18 protein-coding genes are annotated in these 20,729 nt (G+C 32.3%); 2 read left to right on the forward strand and 16 right to left on the reverse strand.

What is annotated here, in order from left to right; all coding sequences use genetic code 11:
- Window positions 1-12: 12 nt before the first annotated feature.
- The 9 genes from Q0873_RS16415 to kynU all read right to left on the reverse strand — a co-directional run bounded on the left by Q0873_RS16415 (window position 13) and on the right by kynU (window position 7,630).
- Window positions 13-543 carry a 3-hydroxyanthranilate 3,4-dioxygenase gene (locus tag Q0873_RS16415; RefSeq protein ID WP_299109362.1) on the reverse strand — a complete coding sequence of 177 codons (531 nt, stop codon included), beginning with the start codon at window positions 541-543 and terminating at the stop codon, window positions 13-15.
- A gap of 13 nt (window positions 544-556) precedes the next feature.
- Entirely contained in the window at window positions 557-1,333 is a 777-nt protein-coding gene (locus Q0873_RS16420) for an SDR family oxidoreductase (protein WP_299109364.1), read from the reverse strand.
- Window positions 1,334-1,444: 111 nt separating this feature from the next.
- Window positions 1,445-2,890: an aldehyde dehydrogenase gene (locus Q0873_RS16425; protein WP_299109367.1), complete on the reverse strand. Its 1,446-nt coding sequence runs from the start codon at window positions 2,888-2,890 to the stop codon at window positions 1,445-1,447.
- 1 nt (window position 2,891) lies between these two features.
- A complete protein-coding gene (locus Q0873_RS16430; protein WP_299109369.1) occupies window positions 2,892-3,584 on the reverse strand; it encodes a phytanoyl-CoA dioxygenase family protein in 693 nt (230 codons plus the stop codon).
- Between the two features lie 7 nt (window positions 3,585-3,591).
- Window positions 3,592-4,005 carry a RidA family protein gene (locus tag Q0873_RS16435; protein ID WP_299109371.1) on the reverse strand — a complete coding sequence of 138 codons (414 nt, stop codon included), beginning with the start codon at window positions 4,003-4,005 and terminating at the stop codon, window positions 3,592-3,594.
- Between the two features lie 90 nt (window positions 4,006-4,095).
- Window positions 4,096-4,638, reverse strand: a complete 543-nt coding sequence (locus Q0873_RS16440; protein WP_299109373.1) for a DUF1697 domain-containing protein — start codon at window positions 4,636-4,638, stop codon at window positions 4,096-4,098.
- Window positions 4,638-6,050, reverse strand: a complete 1,413-nt coding sequence (locus Q0873_RS16445) for an NAD(P)/FAD-dependent oxidoreductase (protein ID WP_299109375.1) — start codon at window positions 6,048-6,050, stop codon at window positions 4,638-4,640. Before Q0873_RS16445 ends, Q0873_RS16440 begins: the two co-directional genes overlap by 1 nt.
- A gap of 5 nt (window positions 6,051-6,055) precedes the next feature.
- Window positions 6,056-6,358, reverse strand: a complete 303-nt coding sequence (locus tag Q0873_RS16450; protein WP_299109377.1) for a hypothetical protein — start codon at window positions 6,356-6,358, stop codon at window positions 6,056-6,058.
- Between the two features lie 12 nt (window positions 6,359-6,370).
- Window positions 6,371-7,630, reverse strand: coding sequence for a kynureninase (gene kynU / locus Q0873_RS16455; RefSeq protein WP_299109379.1), 1,260 nt, complete (start codon window positions 7,628-7,630; stop codon window positions 6,371-6,373).
- Between the two features lie 150 nt (window positions 7,631-7,780).
- On the opposite strand from kynU, the gene Q0873_RS16460 reads away from it, so the two are divergent.
- Window positions 7,781-8,557, forward strand: coding sequence for an IclR family transcriptional regulator (locus Q0873_RS16460; RefSeq protein WP_299109381.1), 777 nt, complete (start codon window positions 7,781-7,783; stop codon window positions 8,555-8,557).
- Window positions 8,558-8,594: 37 nt separating this feature from the next.
- Here Q0873_RS16460 and serA read toward each other — a convergent pair whose 3' ends face one another.
- Both serA and Q0873_RS16470 read right to left on the reverse strand, forming a co-directional pair.
- Entirely contained in the window at window positions 8,595-10,487 is a 1,893-nt protein-coding gene (gene serA / locus Q0873_RS16465) for a phosphoglycerate dehydrogenase (protein ID WP_299109384.1), read from the reverse strand.
- 132 nt (window positions 10,488-10,619) lie between these two features.
- On the reverse strand, window positions 10,620-11,417 hold the full coding sequence (locus tag Q0873_RS16470; protein WP_299109386.1) for a hypothetical protein: 798 nt from the start codon (window positions 11,415-11,417) through the stop codon (window positions 10,620-10,622).
- Window positions 11,418-11,564: 147 nt separating this feature from the next.
- Between Q0873_RS16470 and gcvP the strand changes: the two genes are divergently transcribed.
- Entirely contained in the window at window positions 11,565-14,420 is a 2,856-nt protein-coding gene (gcvP, locus tag Q0873_RS16475; protein ID WP_299109388.1) for an aminomethyl-transferring glycine dehydrogenase, read from the forward strand.
- 51 nt (window positions 14,421-14,471) lie between these two features.
- On the opposite strand, the gene Q0873_RS16480 is transcribed toward gcvP, so the two are convergent.
- From Q0873_RS16480 to Q0873_RS16500, 5 genes are all read right to left on the reverse strand, one after another.
- Complete coding sequence (locus tag Q0873_RS16480; protein ID WP_299109390.1) at window positions 14,472-14,756, reverse strand: hypothetical protein; 285 nt, start codon at window positions 14,754-14,756, stop codon at window positions 14,472-14,474.
- Window positions 14,757-15,007: 251 nt separating this feature from the next.
- Entirely contained in the window at window positions 15,008-15,295 is a 288-nt protein-coding gene (locus Q0873_RS16485) for a hypothetical protein (protein ID WP_299109393.1), read from the reverse strand.
- 157 nt (window positions 15,296-15,452) lie between these two features.
- Complete coding sequence (locus Q0873_RS16490) at window positions 15,453-17,165, reverse strand: hypothetical protein (protein WP_299109396.1); 1,713 nt, start codon at window positions 17,163-17,165, stop codon at window positions 15,453-15,455.
- 27 nt (window positions 17,166-17,192) lie between these two features.
- On the reverse strand, window positions 17,193-18,830 hold the full coding sequence (locus tag Q0873_RS16495) for an ABC-F family ATP-binding cassette domain-containing protein (RefSeq protein WP_299109399.1): 1,638 nt from the start codon (window positions 18,828-18,830) through the stop codon (window positions 17,193-17,195).
- 109 nt (window positions 18,831-18,939) lie between these two features.
- A complete protein-coding gene (locus tag Q0873_RS16500) occupies window positions 18,940-20,589 on the reverse strand; it encodes a serine hydrolase (RefSeq protein ID WP_299109401.1) in 1,650 nt (549 codons plus the stop codon).
- Window positions 20,590-20,729 lie beyond the last annotated feature (140 nt).

Raw genomic sequence — 20,729 nt, forward strand, 5'->3', positions numbered from 1 at the left:
CCGCTTCAATCATTATTTCACCTTATTCGGAGCTTCCATTACGGTACCACAATTAGCACAAGTACATTTTGCTCTATCTGAGTAATATTTATCGAAAATAATAGGCATGTCTGTTTCAATATTATCTAAAGCAAATTCTTCTCTATACAATGGTGTTCCACAATTTTCACAATACCATTCTAAAGCATCCATCATACCTTCAGCTCTTGGGTACTCTATTACTAAACCAACAGTATTTGCTTTTCGTTGAGGAGAATGTGGAACTTTTCCTGGTAACAAGTAAATATCTCCTTCCTTGATTTCAACATCAACCATTTCTCCATTATCATCAATAATCTTTAATACCATATCACCTTCTACTTGATAGAAAAACTCAGGTGTTTCGTTATAATGATAATCTTTACGATTATTAGGTCCTCCAACTACCATTACTATATATTCACCATCTTTCCATACTTGTTTATTTCCAACAGGTGGTTTTAGTAAATGACGATGTTCATCTATCCATTTTTTAAAATTCAAAGGTTGTACTAGCTTACTCATGATTGTTTAGATTTTATAATGATTTTGTTCTTCCTCCGTCTACAGGAACATTAATTCCGTTAATAAAACTTGCTTTTTCACTTGCTAAAAACACCACTGCATTTGCTATCTCTTCAGGCTGAGCAAATCGTTTTGCTGGTGATGCGTTCTTCATTGTCTCAGCAACCTCTTCAACAGATTTTCCTGTCTTTTTAGCTTTATTATTGATTATTTCATTTAAACGCTCCGTTCCAGTTGCTCCAGGCAATACATTGTTTACCGTTATACTATACTGTCCTAATTCATTTGCCAATGTTTTTGACCAATTAGCTACAGCGCCACGAATGGTATTTGATACCCCTAAACCATCTAAAGGTTGTTTTACAGAGGTAGATATTACATTGATCACTCTACCATACCCTGCTTCTTTCATAAATGGCACCAATGCTTGTACCAATACATGATTGCATTTTAAATGTTGTGTAAAAGCTCTTTCAAACTCATCTAATTGTGCATTAAAAACTGGTCCGCCTGCAGGTCCTCCAGTATTGTTTACTAGAATATGAAAATTCAAATTAGAAGCTTCTATTTTCTCTTTTAATTCTAATGGATTAGAGAAATCCGCAATGATATAATCATGACGTTGTCCGTTATTTGGCAATTCAGCTAAAACTGCTTTTAGCTTTTCTTCATTTCGAGCTATCAATGTAACATTTGCTCCTTCTTCTGCTAACTGAATTGCAGATGCCTTCCCTATTCCTTGTGTACTACCGCAAACTAATGCGTTTTTATGTTGTAATCCTAAATTCATATTAAGCCCCTCCTAGCCTCCCCAAAGGGAAGGAACTCTTATCTGGGTGGATAATCGTTTTTATTATTATTATTTTTCTACTTACTTCTTCTCATTTAGAGAATATAAGTATTATTTATACTGTATACATATATTTTTAGGCTCTGTAAAAAAGCGTAATGCTTCAAAACCTCCTTCTCTTCCTACACCACTATCTTTTTGTCCGCCAAAAGGTGTTCTTAAATCTCGTAACAACCATGTATTTACCCAAACAATTCCTGCATACAATTGCTTACTTAATCTCATAGTTCTATTCAGGTTATTGGTCCATAAGGTTGATGACAATCCGTATTTTACATCATTTGCCATTGCTAATGCTTCTTCCTCCGTTTTAAATGGCATAATGGTAACTACTGGTCCAAATATTTCTTCTTGATTGAGTTTACAGTCATTACTTTCTACTTCAATAATTGTTGGTTGTAAATAATATCCTTCTTCACATTTATCAACTGTGACTCTATTACCTCCATACAATACCTTCCCTCCTTCTTCTTCAGCTATTTCTATATACGATTGTACTTTTTCTAAATGTGGTTTAGAGACTAAAGCTCCTACATTAGTCTCTTTATCAAAAGGATTTCCAACTTTTAATTCTGATACTTTCTGAACAAAGTCTTTTTTGAATTGTTCATAGATATTTTCTTCTACGAAAATTCTACTCCCGCATAAACAAATTTGTCCTTGATTAGCAAATGAAGAACGTACTGTAGTAGCAATCATTTTATCATAATCACAATCAGCAAAAATGATATTCGGATTCTTTCCTCCTAATTCTAAAGAAAGTTTTTTAAACATTGGAGCCGCTACGCGCGCTATATGAGCTCCTGTCGTGGTTCCTCCTGTAAATGATATCGCTTTAATATCTGGATGTTCAACAATTGCTTGTCCGGTTGTTCCTCCTAAACCATGTACTATATTTAACACTCCTTTGGGGAGCCCTGCTTCATTACATATTTCTCCTAATAAAAAGGCTGTCATTGGAGTAACTTCGCTTGGTTTTGCAACAACACAATTCCCTGCTGCAATGGCAGGTGCTATTTTCCAAGTAAATAAATACAACGGTAAATTCCATGGAGAGATACAACCTACAACTCCAATTGGCTGACGTAATGTAAAATTCATTGCATCTAAACCTACACTTTCATGCGCTTCCGAAGAAAATTGTGTTATGGCATTGGCAAAAAACTGAAAATTAGATGAGGCTCTTGGGATATCGATAGTAGTTGCTAAACTCAATGGTTTTCCATTATCTTTAGATTCTGCCTCAGCCAATTCGGGTAATTTATCTTGAATTAGCTGTGCTATTTTAGACATAATCTTACTTCTCTCTTCCAAAGAAGTATTTGACCAAGCAGGAAAAGCTTCCCTTGCCGCTTGATATGCCAATGCTACATCTTCTTTTGAAGAATTTGGAATTTGTCCATATACCTCTCCAATAGATGGATTATAATTATCTATATAATTCCCAGCTATTGGAGCTACAAACGCTCCATTTATATAATTTTTAATGTTTTGCATTTTAACTGACCTTCTTTTTTTCAAGCCATCCCATTGGAATTTCTTGGTTACAAAATTCTAAATGAATTACTCTTCTATCATATGTTGAAACCGATTTTGAAGAAGCATGTAATAACAATGGTTTCATTAACATCACTCCTCCTTTTTCAACAATACATAACTCTTCATTTCCTAAAGAGTTTTTATCAAAACTCTCATCTACTCTAATAATTCCTTTTGAATGTGTTTTGGGTATTACACTTAAAGCTCCATTTGTTTCATCAGTTTTATCTAAATGAATTCTAAATGTAATTGTATTATCTAAAACATTATTTGGTGGAATTACCCCTAGTTGACCATTCTTATTGGTCCAATTTGTATATCCTATCTCCTCTATTCTTCTTGCTACACTAATACTCAAATCTTGATGCATACTCACAAACCAATTAGACTTACTTGGTTTGTTAAAGAAAATTGCTTTAGATAAGAAGTACTTTTGATCACAAGTCAACTCGTATAATTTCTTGAACTTCTCATTTCCAAAAATCACATCTAATATTTCAGGCTTTTTGGTAGTGAGTTTTCTTATCGCATACTCCTTTTCTGAAGTTTCGATCAACAACAACAATCTCTGAATTTCTTCATTACTAAAAACACATTCAGTAATTGAAAATCCTTGATCTATTAATGCTTTTTTGTGTTGATTGAAACTCATCCTTATACTAAGATTTAGGTTTATATGCCACTACTTTTATCTCTATTAATAAATGTGGATGTGGCAGTTGATGTACTGCTACGGTTGTCCTTGTTGGACCATTATAATCGAAATATTCTGCATATACTTGATTATACCCACCAAAATCATTCATATTTACTAAAAACGAGGTTACATCAACAATATCAGATAAATCTGCTCCTACTTCTTGTAAGATATCTCTAATATTTTCTATTACAGCCTTTGTTTGTTTTTTAATATCCAAGTTGGTTGTTCCAAATTCATCCACCTCAACTCCTTCAAAAGAATTATCAGGTCTACGAGAACTTGTTCCTGATACATATATAAAATCTCCTACTTGTTTTACATGCGGAAATTTTCCTCTTGGTATTGCTTTTCCTTTGATTACTTTACTGTCCATGTTATAAGCCCCTCTTAATCTCCCCAGAGGGGAGAAACTCTTTTATAGGGTATTTGAGTTTATTTTTATTATTCTTTTTAAAGCCTCAACTTACTCCTTCCCATTGGGAAGGCTGGGATGGGCTAATTCTAACAACTTTTTTGTTGTTTTATAATTTCTTGTAGTAGCTATTACATCTAACTTCTTTTCAATAGTATTGTTTGTTAGTTTTGTCTTTCCAAATCCAGATGGACAATACAAATAGACCATGTCATCTTCTATTTTATATTGATCTTCATTAATTCCTTTTACCTCTATTTCTTTTTGAGAGGGAAGCTTATCTAAAAATGAAAATGCTACTATTTTTTCATTCTCTATTGGAAAAGGATATTTATCAATCGTTCTTTTCCATTCTTCAGGTGTTCTTGCTAACACGGGAATATCAAACCCAAACTTCTCCTTAATACCTAAATGAACTTTATTACAAACTTCATTCTTTGATTCATTAGCATCTAAAACAATATTTCCACTCTGAATATAGGTTTGTACATTTTGAAAACCTAAAGTATCTAACACCTCTCTAAGTTCAACCATGGGAATTTTATTCTTCCCGGATACATTAATTCCTCTAAGTAAAACGATATACTTATTCATTATTTCAGTCCTGCTACTTTATCTTCCTCTAAAATCTCATTCGTTTCTTCTTGCACTTTCCTTAACACCACCTTTAATTCTTCCTTTGTCATTTCTAAAGAAGTTGTTACCTCCTTATCTGCAATAAGATTTAATAATGCTTTATCTTGTGCTCTTCCTTTTTTCATTGCACTCGCATATGGAATTTCTTCATTAAAAGTTACCATTGAGTATTTAGAAAAATATTCCGTTGGAAAATTACTTTCTAGATCCATTTCAATCTTTCGTTTTTGCTTAAACAAAGGATTTGCCACATGGTCTCGCATTTCATAATAATTATCAATTGCTAAATCAGCAATAGCATCTGTATCTTCTTTTCTTGCATTTTGATATACCAAAAATATCTTTTCCCAATCTCCTTCGTGAGCGTCTAAGATGGCATCAAAAACAGTAACATCTTCAAAAGAAGCATTCATCCCTTGTCCATAAAAAGGCACTATGGCATGTGCCGCATCTCCCATTAACATTGTTTTGTTTTGATACATCCAAGGAGAACATTTTACAGTTCCAAGCGCTCCAGTTGGATTGTTGAAAAACTCATCTTTTATATTAGGAATCAGTGCTAGTGCATCTGGAAATTCGTTCTCAAAAAAACTAGTAATCTTTTCTTCGGAAGTTAAATTATTAAAGTTATACTCACCTTCATCATAACTTAAGAATAGTGTTACCGTAAAACTTCCATCTAAATTTGGTAAGGCTATTAGCATATATTGTCCACGTGGCCAAATATGTAAATGATCTTTACTTATTTGATGATTTCCAAGTTTGTCGGCTGGAATTTCTAACTCTTTATACCCATGCGTTAAATAGTTTTGAGAATAACTAAACAAGAATTTCTTTTCTAAATAATAACTCTTGCGCAATACTGATCCTGCTCCGTCTGTTCCAAAAACAACATCTGCATCTACAGAAAATTCTTCTTTGGTAGTATAACTCTTAAAATGAACAATCGTATTCTCAATATCTGCTGAAGTACATTTTGTGTTGAAATGAATGCTTACATTTTCATGTTTTTCAGCTTCCGTAAGCAAAATTCCATTTAAATCTCCTCTTGAGATTGAATTGATATATTCATTTTCTCTTCCTGAATAGTTAGAAGCAAAGGTATTTCCTTCTTTATCATGAATTAATCGCCCATACATAGGAATGCAAATCTCTCTAGCTTTTTCTTCAACACCAGCCAATCTCAATGCCTTAAAACCTCTATCTGATAAGGCTAAGTTTATTGAACGTCCAGCAGAAATATCAGTAGTTCTTAAATCTGGTCTACTTTCATATACCGAAACTTTATATCCTCTTTGTGCTAAACGAAGTGCTAATAAACTTCCACACAATCCAGCTCCTATGATTACTATATTATCTTTTTTACTCATTCTATTTACAAAAAACTTAAGATCAGACTAATGAATATATAAATTGGATATCCATAAACTGAAATATTATATTGATAATTCTTTTCTTCTTTATTTTTAAAACTTAAAATAGTCAATACAATACCAGCTATTAACAACCCAAAAATTAGTAATGACAAACCTAATAATCTTATCCCCAACATTTCTCCACTATTCCCAATACCTAAAGGTGTAGTTATTATTAAATACGCGACTAATGCATTCAATAATAATATATAAATCAAAAACTTAAATGACCATTTTTTATAATTCGTGTCTTTCCTTTCCATTATTTTTTTTAATTACAACAATCCTTTTAAAATCTCAACCATTCTAAACACGTCTTCAAAGCTATTGTACATTGGGACAGGTGCACAACGTATTACATCTGGCTCTCTCCAATCGGTTATTACATTTTTTTTTGTTAGTTTATGATGCAAACTTTTATCTGCATTTCTTACTTGAATGGATAATTGACAACCTCTTTCTTTTGGATTACTAGGAGTAATTACCTTAATTCTATCGGTATCAATTTGATTTACTAAAAACTCAAAATATCCGGTTAGGCTTTCTGACTTTTCTCTTAAAGCCTTCATTCCAACTTTATCAAATAAGTCCAACGATGAACGTATAGCTGCCATAGATAAAATTGGTGGATTACTCAATTGCCATCCTTCTCCTCCTGCCATTACATCAAAGGGTTGACGCATGTTAAAACGAGTTTCTTTGTTGTGATTCCACCATCCTGCAAATCGAGGTAATTCTTTATTGTGTGCATGTTTTTCATGCACAAACAACCCTGCTAAACTACCTGGACCAGAATTTAAATATTTATATGTACACCAAGCAGCAAAGTCTACCCCGCTTTCATGTAATTCAGGAGAAATATTTCCAGCTCCATGTGCTAGATCAATTCCTACAAAACAATCTTTTGCATGTCCTATTTCTGCAATTCTCTTTAAATCTAAGTATTGCCCCGTATAATAGTTCACACCACCAATTAACAACAGAGCTATTTCATCTCCTTGTTCAGAAACGATTTGTTCTAAATCTTCTATCCTAAGTAATTCTTCTCCTTCTCTTGGTTTCCATTCTACCAATCCTTCTTCCGGATCAAATCCATGAAATTTTAATTGCGATTGTACAGCATATCTATCTGAAGGAAAAGCATCAGATTCTATAACAATCTTATATTTCTTTTTCGTAGGTTGATAAAAAGAAACCATTAATAAATGAAGGTTGGTTGTAAGTGTATTCATTACAACTACCTCCAATGGTTTTGCTCCTACAATTGTTGCCATTTTTTCTGTAAGAAATTCATGATAGGGCATCCAAGGATTCTTCGCTTCAAAGTGTCCTTCTACTCCAAACTTTGCCCAATCATCCAATTCTTGTTGAATATATTGTTGTGTTTGTTTTGGTTGTAACCCTAAGGAGTTCCCTGTAAAATACAACCAATCACTCCCCTCTTTATCTTTTGGTATATGAAATTGATCTCTTAAATAACTTAGTTGATCTTCTTTATCAAGTTGTTGTGCGTATTCTAACGTTGCTTTATACATACTGTTTTTATTTCAAAAGCCTTTTCTAAAAGAACACTAAAGATACTTTATTTCTAAGCAAAATAAAAAGCCAAAGTGTTTCACTTTATGAAACGGTGTTTTATAAATCTACACATTTTTATTATCTTAGTCAACATATTTTAGAATTTTATGAGTGATCCTGACAAAAAAGTAAATCAATCTGTAGTAAAGGCTTTTGCCTTACTTGACGCTTTTACCAATGAAAAAACTTCCTGGGGTGTACGTGAATTAGCTTTAAAAACTGGTTACAATAAAAGCACCACATATCGTTTATTAAACACTTTAGCTTCTTTAAATATTGTTCATCAAAATAGCAATGAAAAATACAGTTTGGGTAGTAAGCTATTTGAATTAGGAAATAGAGTAGCTATATATAAAGCTATTACCAAATCTACGAATGCACCTATAAAAAATGTTGCTCTAGAAATTCAAGAAACTGTTTTACTTAGTATATTAAAGGAAGATCAGGTTTTTCATATTAACAAAGCGGACAGTTTACATGGTTTAAAGATAAATACTTCTATAGGTTCTTATCAACCTATACATGCTACCGCTTCTGGTAAACTATTGCTCGCTTTTTCTAAAAGAGATATACAGAATGAAATTTTAAAAAGAATTCAACTCACTAAAGCTACACAACATACTATTACAAATCTAAAAAGCTTAAAAAAAGAATTAGACACAATCCTTTCTCAAGGATATGCTCTCGATGTTGAAGAATTTGAATTAGGTCTGGTTAGTATTGCCATTCCTATCTGTAATAAATCAGGCAATATTATTGCCTGCATAAGTGCATCTGGACCTTTAAGTAGGTTTAGAACTGAAAACATTCCTAGTTATATAAACATCCTTCAAAAAGGCGTTATTATAATGGAAGAAGAGTTTAAGGACTTTGACCGTTTATAAATAAAAAATCCCGCATCAGCGGGATTTTTCTTATTTCTTAATATAGAACTCTAAACTTAATTGTTCCATCTACATTCTTCAGTTTTGCAACTACATCTTGATCATACTCTTTATCAACATCTGTTATTACATAACCTACTTTTTCATCTGTAGATAAATACTGTCCTGTAATATTTAGCTCATATTTTGCAAGTACCTTATTAATCTTTGCCATTACCCCTGGTACATTTTTATGAATATGCAAGAAGCGATGGGCGTTATCATGCTTTGGTAATCTAATATTCGGGAAGTTTACAGCATCTACTGTATTTCCAGAGTTTATATATGCCATGATTTTACCAGGAACAAAATCAGCTATATCTTTTTGTGCTTCTTCTGTACTTCCACCAACATGTGGTGTTAAAATTACATTATTCAATCCTTTTAACCTAGTAAAGAATTCTCCATTCTTTCTTGGCTCTTCAGGATACACATCAACAGCAGCTCCTGCTATTTTCCCTGACTCTAAAGCACCTACTAACGCTTCAATATCAACAACAAACCCTCTTGATAAATTTACCAAATGAGCTCCGTCTTTCATCTCTGCAATTTCCTCTTTCCCTATATAGTTTTTATTTGCTGCATTGTCATCAATATGTAACGTAACTACATCAGATAAGTTTAAAAGCTCTTTTAAAGTATTTACTTTGGTAGCATTCCCTAAAGCTAACTTATCTTCCACATCATAATAATACACATCCATTCCTAAAGCTTCTGCTAAAACAGACAATTGTTTACCGATATTACCATATCCAACAATTCCTAATTTTTTACCTCTTACTTCTTTAGAACCCTGAGCTGTCTTATTCCATTGTCCATTATGCAATTCTGTACTTCGTTGGAAAACACTTCTCATTAACATAATGATTTCACCAATAGCCAATTCTACTACTGAACGTGTATTACTATACGGTGCATTGAATACAACAATTCCATTTTCTTTGGCAGCTTCTAGATCAATCTGCTTCGTTCCAATACAAAATGCTGAAACCACCATTAATTTTTCAGCCGCTTCAATTACTCTTCTTGTTACCTGTGTTTTCGATCTAATACCTAAAACATGTACATCTTTTAATTTCTCAATTAATTCATCTTCCGATAAACTTCTAGAAACTGTTTCTACTGAAAATCCATCACCCGATAATTTTGTAAATGCATCTGGGTGTACATTTTCTAATAATAGAATTTTAATTCTATGCTTTGGAAATGATATGTTTCTCGGTAATTTATTCACGTATAAAAATTCGTCTAAATTTGGTGTTATATGATCAGCATTCGCAATGGTCTTATCTCGTATTACATTTTCTGTATAAGCAAAAAATGTATCTGCCACTCCTGCCTCTTTAGTTACTGCATCGCTATATCCGTCTCCAATAACCTGAATTTCTCCTTTTAAATCCAAATCTTTTAAACATTGGATTTTCCCATTGTGAGTAGATAAAACATTCTCTCTATCAAATCCAACAATCATTTCGTTTTCATCAAACTCAAAAGTATTGGCAAAAACTCTTTCCGACGGAATATTATATTCTGCAACAATTGGATCGATAAACTCTTTAAACCCTGCTGAAATTACATAAATATCTTCAGAAAACCTCTCAAAAAACTCTTTATTTCTTTCTATAGAAGGAGAAACCTTTTGTTTTAGTTCGTCTATTAAAATGGATAAATCTGATTTTTTAGCATTCAATACTTGAATACGTTTTTCTAGGGATTCGGTGAAAGAAATCTCTCCATCAATTCCTAAATTGGTAATATTAGAAATGCCTTCTAAAATTTCTTCTTTTTGCGGATTATTAGCTAATGTGATTTCCGCCAATACGTCTAAAGCCTCTACTTTTGTTAAAGTGCTATCAAAATCGAATACAAAATTTCTTTTTTCAGTACTCATAATTACTGTGTTGTGTTGTGTTTTTTAAGCCCACTAAAGTACAAAGGATACGCAAAAAAAGTATCACAAAATGATAACATTTTCATACTTACCTCATATTTCTTATAAAAACTAAGTTAAATCGTTTAATAACTATAAAACCGAAAGAAAAATAAACCAAACAATAGGAATAGCTTCCACAATTAAAGAACTGTAATATTTTGGTTGATTTTCATTTGCATTTATTAATAGGATAAAAAACAACAAGATAGTTGCTAAAAATGCCTTTCCAAACTGAAAGTCTTGTGTAATTAAAAACTCTAACAATACACATATTATTAACAAAGTACCCCCTAAAACTTTGGTGTTATTAATCCCTATCTTTATTGGAATCGTTTGTAACGTTATTGCATCATACTTTGCGTCTCGTATATCAAAAGGTAAAATCAACGTAAATACAAACAAAAATCGCTGTAGAAACACCAACATTCCTTTTTCACCAAAACAATCATGACCAATATCGTGAAGTGGTAACAACACGGTTATTCCTGCCCATACAAAAGCTACTACTACTACCTTTATATAACTAATACTTCGTAAGTTTTTTTGAAATCCTCCTAAAAACGGAACAGCATATAACAGTGTTAACAATCCTAATGGAGTTAAAAATACCAGTGTTTGTATTGATAATTGTACGGCATAATACATAAACACCACAAAACAAATCAATGAAAAAATCTGAATAACTTTTAAATGAGTTGTTAAACTATGATGATGTAATTTTGCGACACCCGCATACTTTACAAAGTTATACCCTGTAATAGTTCCAAAAAAAACAAAAAAATCTAATGATTCATTATAAGATAAACCGAAATACGTCTCTGTTATCCTAACTAAAGAATATACTGCCAAAGCCACATGAATACTGGAATTGACATAAAAATCAAGCATAATTTTTAACCACCTCACCCAACAAAAATAAGATATATGTTTTTAACGTTTCTTTTTGGTTAATAAAATATTGTTTTAAACAAAAAATATACAAGGTCAAATCAACGATTTTAGTTATTTTTGAGCCACTTAATAACAACAACACAAATGAACACTAATTCATTTCAATTACGTCATATAGGTCCACGTTCTAAAGACCATAAACAAATGCTAGAAATCATAGGGATTGAAAGCATTGATCAATTAATTTACGAAACTATTCCTGATGATATTCGCTTACAGAATGAGCTTGATTTAGATCCTGCCATGAGTGAATATGAATACCTAACTCACATTAATGAATTGGGTGCTAAAAACAAGGTTTTTAAAAGTTACATTGGTTTAGGATATCACGAAGCTATTTTACCAAGTGTTATTCAACGTAATATTTTAGAAAACCCAGGATGGTATACTGCTTACACACCTTATCAAGCAGAGATCGCTCAAGGTAGATTGGAAGCTTTATTGAATTATCAAACTATGGTTTGTGATTTAACAGGAATGGAACTTGCAAATGCTTCTTTATTAGATGAAGGAACTGCAGCTGCAGAAGCCATGGCTTTGTTATTTGATGTTCGTGAAAGAGCACAGAAAAAAGCAGGTGTTAACAAGTTCTTTGTTTCTCAAGAAATCTTACCACAAACATTGTCTGTTTTACAAACACGTGCTATTCCTATTGGAATCGAATTGGTGATTGGAAACCATAAAGAATTTGATTTTTCTGAAGAATTCTTTGGTGCTATTGTTCAATACCCAGGAAAACATGGACAAGTTTATGATTATACTGAGTTTACAGCAAACTGTAATGCTAATAACATTAAAGTAGCTGTTGCTGCAGATATCTTATCATTAGTTAACTTAAAAGCTCCAGCAGAATTTGGTGCTGATGTTGTAGTAGGTACTACACAACGTTTTGGTATTCCTTTAGGATATGGAGGACCTCACGCTGGTTATTTTGCAACTAAAGAAGCTTATAAACGTAGTATTCCAGGTCGTATCATTGGAGTTACCAAAGATGTTGACGGTAGTCGTGCTTTACGTATGGCTTTACAAACTCGTGAACAGCATATTAAAAGAGAAAAAGCTACTTCTAATATTTGTACTGCTCAGGTGTTATTAGCTGTTATGGCTGGTATGTATGCTGTATATCATGGAAAAGATGGTATTCAGTACATTGCAAATCAAGTGCACACTGCTACTGCTACTTTAGCAAATGCTTTAGATAGCTTAGGATTTAAACAAAAGAATACTTCATTCTTTGATACTATTGTAATTGAAGTAGAAACGAACCAGTTACGTCCTATTGCTGAAGCAAACGGAATTAACTTTAATTATATAGATGAAAACCACATTTCTATTTCTGTTAATGAAACTGTTGGTTTAAAAGAAATCAATGCAATTGTTGATTGCTTCGAACAAGCTTTCAATATTCAAGATATTACAATAACTGAATTTACTTCAGCAGATGTAATTCCTCAAAACATACAAAGAAATACTTCTTTCTTAGACAACGAAATATTTAACACGTATCAATCAGAAACTGAAATGATGCGTTATATCAAGAAGTTAGAACGTAAAGATTTAGCATTGAATCATTCTATGATTTCTTTAGGTTCTTGTACTATGAAGTTAAATGCAGCTTCAGAAATGTTACCTTTAAGTAATCCACAATGGGGAAATATTCACCCATTTGTACCGATTGATCAAGCTCAAGGATACCAAGAGGTATTGACTAATTTAGAAAATCAGTTAAACGTTATTACTGGTTTCGCTGGAACTTCATTACAACCTAACTCAGGTGCTCAAGGTGAGTTTGCCGGATTAATGGTAATTAGAGCTTATCATGAAGCAAATGGAAATACTAATAGAAATATTTGTTTGATTCCTGCTTCTGCTCATGGTACGAATCCTGCTTCAGCAGTAATGGCTGGAATGAAAGTTGTCGTTACCAAAACAGATGAGCGTGGAAACATTGATGTAGAAGATTTACGTGCTAAAGCTGAAAAACACAAAGACAACTTAGCTGCGTTAATGGTAACTTATCCTTCTACGCACGGAGTATATGAGAAAGCTATTAAAGAGATTACTCAAATTATCCATGACAATGGTGGACAAGTATATATGGATGGTGCAAATATGAATGCTCAAGTTGGCTTAACAAATCCAGCTACTATTGGAGCTGATGTTTGTCACCTAAACTTACATAAAACGTTTGCGATTCCTCATGGTGGCGGCGGACCAGGTGTTGGACCAATTTGTGTGGCTCCTCAATTAGTTCCTTTCTTACCAACCAATCCTGTAATTGCAACTGGTGGTGATAATGCAATCACAGCAATTTCTGCAGCTCCTTGGGGGTCTGCATTAGCTTGCTTAATTTCTTATGGTTATATTACAATGTTAGGTGCTGATGGTTTAACCAATTCTACTAAGGTTGCTATTTTAAACGCCAACTATATGAAAGAGCGTTTAAGCGGTCATTTTGAGACGTTGTATTCTGGAGAATTGAATCGTGCGGCTCACGAAATGATTTTAGACTGTCGTGAATTTAAGAAAAACGGTATTGAAGTAGTAGATATTGCTAAACGTTTAATGGATTATGGATTCCATGCTCCAACAGTATCATTCCCTGTGGCTGGAACTATTATGGTAGAGCCAACAGAATCTGAAAGTGTTGGTGAATTAGATCGTTTTTGTGATGCTTTAATTTCTATTAGAAAGGAAATTGATAATGCTTCTAAAGATGATAACAACAATATTTTAAAGAATGCTCCACATACTCAAGAAATGTTAACTGCTGATGAATGGAGCTTGCCATATACTCGTAAGCAAGCAGCATTCCCATTAGAATATATTGCAGACAATAAATTTTGGCCTTCAGTTCGTCGTGTAGATGATGCTTTTGGAGACAGAAACTTAATTTGTTCTTGTAATCCTATTGAAGATTATATGGAAGCGGAAGCTTAATTTAAATAAACACCAATAAAAAAGCCCTCGAATTAAACTCGAGGGCTTTTTTTATGCTACTGCAACAATATCACTTAACGGAACTACCGTATTGTTTTTTAAAATTATTGCTTTCTCAGAAATGGTCCAAACTGAAGTTTCAACTTTCTGTAAACCTGAATGATCTGTAAAGAATATTTTCAACTTAGTTCGGTTCAAATTTTCTTTAAAAAATGCTCTCTTTAGATTCAAAGCATCATTTACCTGGTCTATTCTGTGTTCTAACACATCAATCTTAGGAAATCTCAAAAGCTTCTCCTGATCTTCCTTTACTACTTTCGTTTTTTTAAAGAACATAATACATTTTGGGGAATTGGGGTTAATTCAATTTATAAAATCATAAATGACTTCAATTCAACAAATTGAACTGCAAAGATACATATTGTTATCAACAATTGTTAATAACATATGTTAATAATTGTTAATATCTAAAAACTAGTAATTCGTCAATTATCAAATAGTTATTATGAACATTAGGCTTAAACACGCAAGCATCACCCAAAGTTATTAACAATAAAAAAAGGTCCTCGAAATTCGAGGACCTTTTTTTAAGCTATGCTAACTATTCTTTTTAGTGGAATAATTGTGGATTGTTTTAGAATTACCGATTTATCAGTAATTCCCCACACGGTAGTTTCAACTTTTTTTAAACCGTCGGTATCCATAAAGAATATCTTAACTTTCTCTCTTTCTAGATTTCCTAAAGACAATGCTCTTTGTAAATCTAAAAACCTATTTACAATGGCATTTTTCTTTTTTAACACTTCTTCCTTAGGAAACTTTAAGAACTTAATTTGTTCTTTTGCTACAGTCTGAAAATTTGAGTTTGTAGTCATATATATTAGGGAATTTAAGGATTACTCGCTCAAAACTCGATTTGAAGTTGTAATACACAAATCTCGTTACCCAGTAAATATATATGATTTTAACACTTGATTTACAAAGATTTATATTTAGTTATTAACAAGCATACTCATTCAAATGGATATGATGTTAATTCACAACATGTGTAGCAAAGGATAAAATTCTATTAATATAATCTACAACTTTTCCCTTATTAAGTTCATCAAAATGAATTTTATGATCCATTAATTCCTTTGATGTGTAAAAATATATTACATCGCCATAGTCTTTCACTTGATTGACATCCTTAAACATCTCGTATCGATGTAAACTTTTTAAAAGTCTTTTGTTTAACTCAGCATCTCCTTTATAACCTTCTATAGTATATTGTTTAAAAACATCTGCTGCCTTCTCTATCAAATTCTTAAAAAGCTTTCTTTCTATTTCATTTGCCCTGTAGAAATCACAAATTTCATTAAAATCAAATCCAGTTAAGTTTTTATCAATAATCTTCGGAGCATATTTATCAAAAAAAACAGTTCTGTCATTTTCATTAGCATATGATACCATTTCTTTCAGCACCTCCTTTTGATAGAACTTATCCTTCTTCTTTTTTAAATACTTTATTTTTTTAAACAATACATTAAAATAAGTTTCAGGATTTATTACCATCCCCTCTACACTTGATTCTTTAACAAAATATGTATCTACAAAGTATCTCACATAACTATTAGATTCGTGATGCCAAAACCCACTTTTCTTACTAGACCTTAAGCCCATATAATAATCATGAGTTACTTGATCTCTTTTAACAGTTTTAGCTTCGTAAGAATTCTTCAAGTGTATTTTTTCATTAATTAACTGCTTGTTAAAAATGTATCCACGCTTATACTTTATACTTTCCCTTTGTGCAATATAATCTAACGCCTTTTTGTAGTCTTGCACCATAAAACTACACGCAGATAAATTCGATAAAATTGCCCATCTAATCTTTCTTTCTCTTTTATCTTTTTCTGAAAAATTGATTAATAAACCTTCAAACTTCTTCGCTATTTTTTCAACTTTTGAGATATACGAAGTTTCGGCTGGGTCGATATTTTCAAAATTGACTTTTCGCAATTTTTTAACCAATTCATTTACTTCAGTAGCTTTATATTTTTCTGCTTTAGAGACAACAAACACATTTACTCTTTCCTTTTTTACAGTATAATCTATCTCTTTAATTATTTTCTCTAAAACATCTATAGAGCTTCCATAGTAATTACTCATAGCACGAGATAAATAACTATCTTGATCCTTCCTGAACTCACCCAAAACCATTCTTTTGGCTTCTGATCTACTATTGTTTTCTTTCGAAAGTAACGTTCTATTTTTCTTTTCTTTTAGTACTACTATGCTATTACCTTCATTATCTTGAATGTCTACCGTAATTTCTACTAAACTATATATTTTTGCAACATAACTTGGTGGTTCTGTTGTACGATAACTTTTCTTCTCTTCAACTTCAATTCTAATTTGAACATCATTTTTAACCACTTTAAATAGCAAATCTCCCTGACCATTGACATACCTAAACTGACGTAGCCTAATTTTTTCTAAAAAATCTCGCAATAAAGTGTTCTTATAATTTTTCACCTTGTTTGGTGGATGTACTTTATCTGGTTTCCCTAAAAAAACTTTTATCCTAGGGTCTAAAACAATGTCACCAACATGAAAGGTAGATAAATCTGGTGAAATAATTGTTTTAGGGAATTGCCAGTTCGATACATAAATACCTTCTACTTTTGCTTTTTGGGCTTGTATTTCTCCACTTACAAATAGCACTAATAATACACCTATCCAATTCTTTACCGTTACCTTCATACTATTTTTAAATTTTCTCAGACTATATTAATTAACTAAGTTAATATCAGCAATTTTATCGATTCTATTTCTCTTTAAAAACGCATCTATTGTTTCAAAGTGTTCTATGACTCTTTGATCTTTAAATTCAAATACTTTTTGAGAAAGACCTTGTAAAAAATCACGATCGTGAGATACTAAAATCAAAGTCCCATCAAACGATTTCAATGCTTCTTTTAATACATCCTTCGATTTTAAATCCAAGTGATTTGTAGGTTCATCTAAAATCAACAAGTTTACTGGTTCTAATAATAGTTTTACCATTGCTAAACGTGTTCTTTCTCCTCCAGATAAAACACCAACCTTCTTATCTAAATCATCTCCACTAAACATAAAACGACCTAAGATATTCTTAATTTGCGTACGAATATCTCCTTCAGCAACTTCATCTACTGTTTGAAATACCGTCATTTTAGAATCTAACAAAGCGGCTTGATTCTGTGCAAAATAGCCTACTTTTACATTATGTCCCAATTCACAAGTTCCTGATACCTCTATTTCATTTAAAATAGCCTTAATCATCGTAGATTTTCCTTCTCCATTTCTTCCAACAAAACAAACCTTCTCTCCTCTTGCTATGGACAAATTAGCATTCTTGAAAACTACTTTGTCATCATATGATTTTGACACATCATTTACCGTAACAGGATAATCTCCAGAGCGTGGTGCTGGTGGAAATCGCAATTTTAATGCTGAATTATCGATCTCATCAATTTCAATAATCTCCAATTTCTCCAACATACGTTCACGTGAAGCTACCTGATTGGTTTTTGAATAAGTACCTTTAAAACGTTCTATAAATGCTTTGGTTTCAGATATAAACTTTTGCTGTTCTTGATATGCTTTTAATTGATGTGCTCTACGTTCTTTACGTAGTTCTAAGTAATGCGAATAATTCGCTTTATAGTCATAAATACGTCCCATAGTTACTTCTATGGTTCTATTGGTAATATTATCAATAAAGGCTTTATCATGCGATATTACCATTACTGCATTTGCTTTGTTAATTAAGAAATCTTCCAACCACACTACCGATTCTATATCAATATGGTTGGTAGGCTCATCTAACAAAATTAAATCGGGCTTTTGCAATAAGATTTTAGCTAATTCAATACGCATACGCCAACCTCCACTAAACTCGTTTGTTTGTCGTGTAAAATCTTCTTGAGTAAATCCTAACCCTTTTAAAGCTTTTTCTACTTCAGCATCATAATTTACATCTTCTAAGGCATAATACTTTTCTCCTAAATCAGAAACACGCTCTATAATTTTCATATAGCCATCACTTTCATAATCGGTACGCGTTTCTAACTCTTTATTGAGTTTATCCATTTCATCGCGCATATCAAAAACGTGCTTAAATGCTTTTGCTGTTTCTTCAAAAACAGTACAATCATCTTCAGTTAATAAATGCTGAGGTAAATATGCTATGACCGTATCTTTAGGAGAACGAACTCCTCCTCTAGTAGCTTTTTGAACTCCTGCCACAATCTTCATCATGGTAGATTTTCCTGCACCATTTTTACCCATTAGAGCAATTTTATCCGTGGGATTAATAACAAAGGAAACATCACTAAACAAAGTACCTCCATTAAACTCTACTGCTAAATTATCTACTGAAATCATATACTGAATTTTTAACCCTGCGAAAGTAATGAAATCTACCTAGAACTGACCTTATTAAAAAACATTGATTTCAACAGAGGAACTTTGTTTATTAAAAAACAATTAGTGATTAATCTTGTAGATTATTTTCCGCCTTTTGAAGATTCTCTTTATAAACTTTTAAATTTCTATGTGATATTCTTTCGGCAATTGACACCGCTTTTGCATAAGATGTCACAGCTTTTTCCTCATTTCCATTAGTCAGGTAAGCTTCTCCTAAACTATCCCACGCATTTGGAGAATTGGGAAATCTTGAAATTCCTTCTTTAAAAAACTCCAGAGCATACTTCGGATAATCTGAACTTAAAAAATAGTACCCAAAGTCATTTAATGTATTTTCATTGGGATTATATGTTTTCAAAAAAACTGTTTTTAGACTATCAGCAACGTGAATCTTACCGGCATTTAAGTGAATTCTCATAACACCTCTCATAGTACTATTTGATGGATTAACAGTATACCCACTATACTTGGAAAGTCTGTTAAAATAATCTTGTAGAGCGTTCATACCTCCCGCTTCTGTAAATTTATCATATGAACTTCTGTTAGGATATCCCTTCAACTTGTATTCATCTTTTAAGTTATTTGCTCTTAAATGAATTTGATGTAATATTTCCTCTGCTTTTAAGTTGCTCCTATTTGCCAAATAAATAATTGTTGTACCATCGTCATAAATTGCAATAAACGCGCTATTCCCGGCTAAAGCACCTCCGTGGCCGTATAACCTTACATTGATGTTTTTCTCAATGATATCGTCCCAATTTCGAACCCATCCATAACTATATCCCTGTTTAATTGGAGTTAACATAATCTCAGTTAATTCTGGTGATAATAGCTTAGAAGACTTTACCGCTTGACTCCAAATAAATAAATCTTCTACAGTAGAATGCATTCCGCCTGCCGCATACGCTGTAGATTGATCTCTAAAAGGTGCTTCTCTTGTTTCACCTCCATGCTCCGAAGTCCACCAATCCAATCCATAAACTTCTCTATAACGATATCCTTTCGCCAATTCTTTTGACACAAATTCGTTTGTTTCAAAACCAGTATTTTTTAATTTTAAAGGAAGAACAATCTTTTCATTCAATAATTCAGCAAAGGTTTTTCCAGATACTTTTTCCAATATTGCTCCTAAAATATCATATCCTAAACTACTATAATAAAATCTAACACCAGGTTGATCTATTAAATTCGTTTTTCCAATCAATACACATAAATCTTTAGGAGTATATTTTTTCTTTCCAAAATCCCTTAGACTTACGCCAATATTCTCTAAACCGTTATAATGCGGTAACCCTGAGGTGTGAGATAATAGCTGATGAATGGTAATATGATCACCTTTTTCTTTTGGTAAATAAGAAAGGTATGTACCAATAGTATCATGAAGTTTCAGTTTTCCTTCTTCAACTAACTGCATTACTAACATAGCAGTGAATTGTTTTGTCACAGATCCAATTCCATATTTCGTATTAATAGCATTAGGCTCTTTCGTTTCTCTGTCTTTATCACCATATGCTCCTTTGAAAATGATTTCTTCATTCTTCGCTACTAAAACTGAACCACTAAACGGACTTCTGATTTTTATTTTTATCCCCGGATTCTCATAGCCTTTCATTAAACCATCAATAGTTTTAGGCTCTGGCTTAAGTAGTATAAAACTTCCCCAAAGCAATAAAGCTGTAACAATAAATAAACTGATTTTAAGCGTACGTTTCTTCATTTTAAAATTTTCTTGTTTTTATAATTATGAAGTCACGAAATTATTGTCAAAAAGAAAATTTGATTATGTCAGAAGTAGAGCTTTCTTACCTCATTCTTACGTCATTAAAAACTAACCCGCTACAAAACAAATAATTACCT

Source organism: uncultured Tenacibaculum sp., assembly GCF_947498805.1.
GTDB lineage: Bacteria > Bacteroidota > Bacteroidia > Flavobacteriales > Flavobacteriaceae > Polaribacter.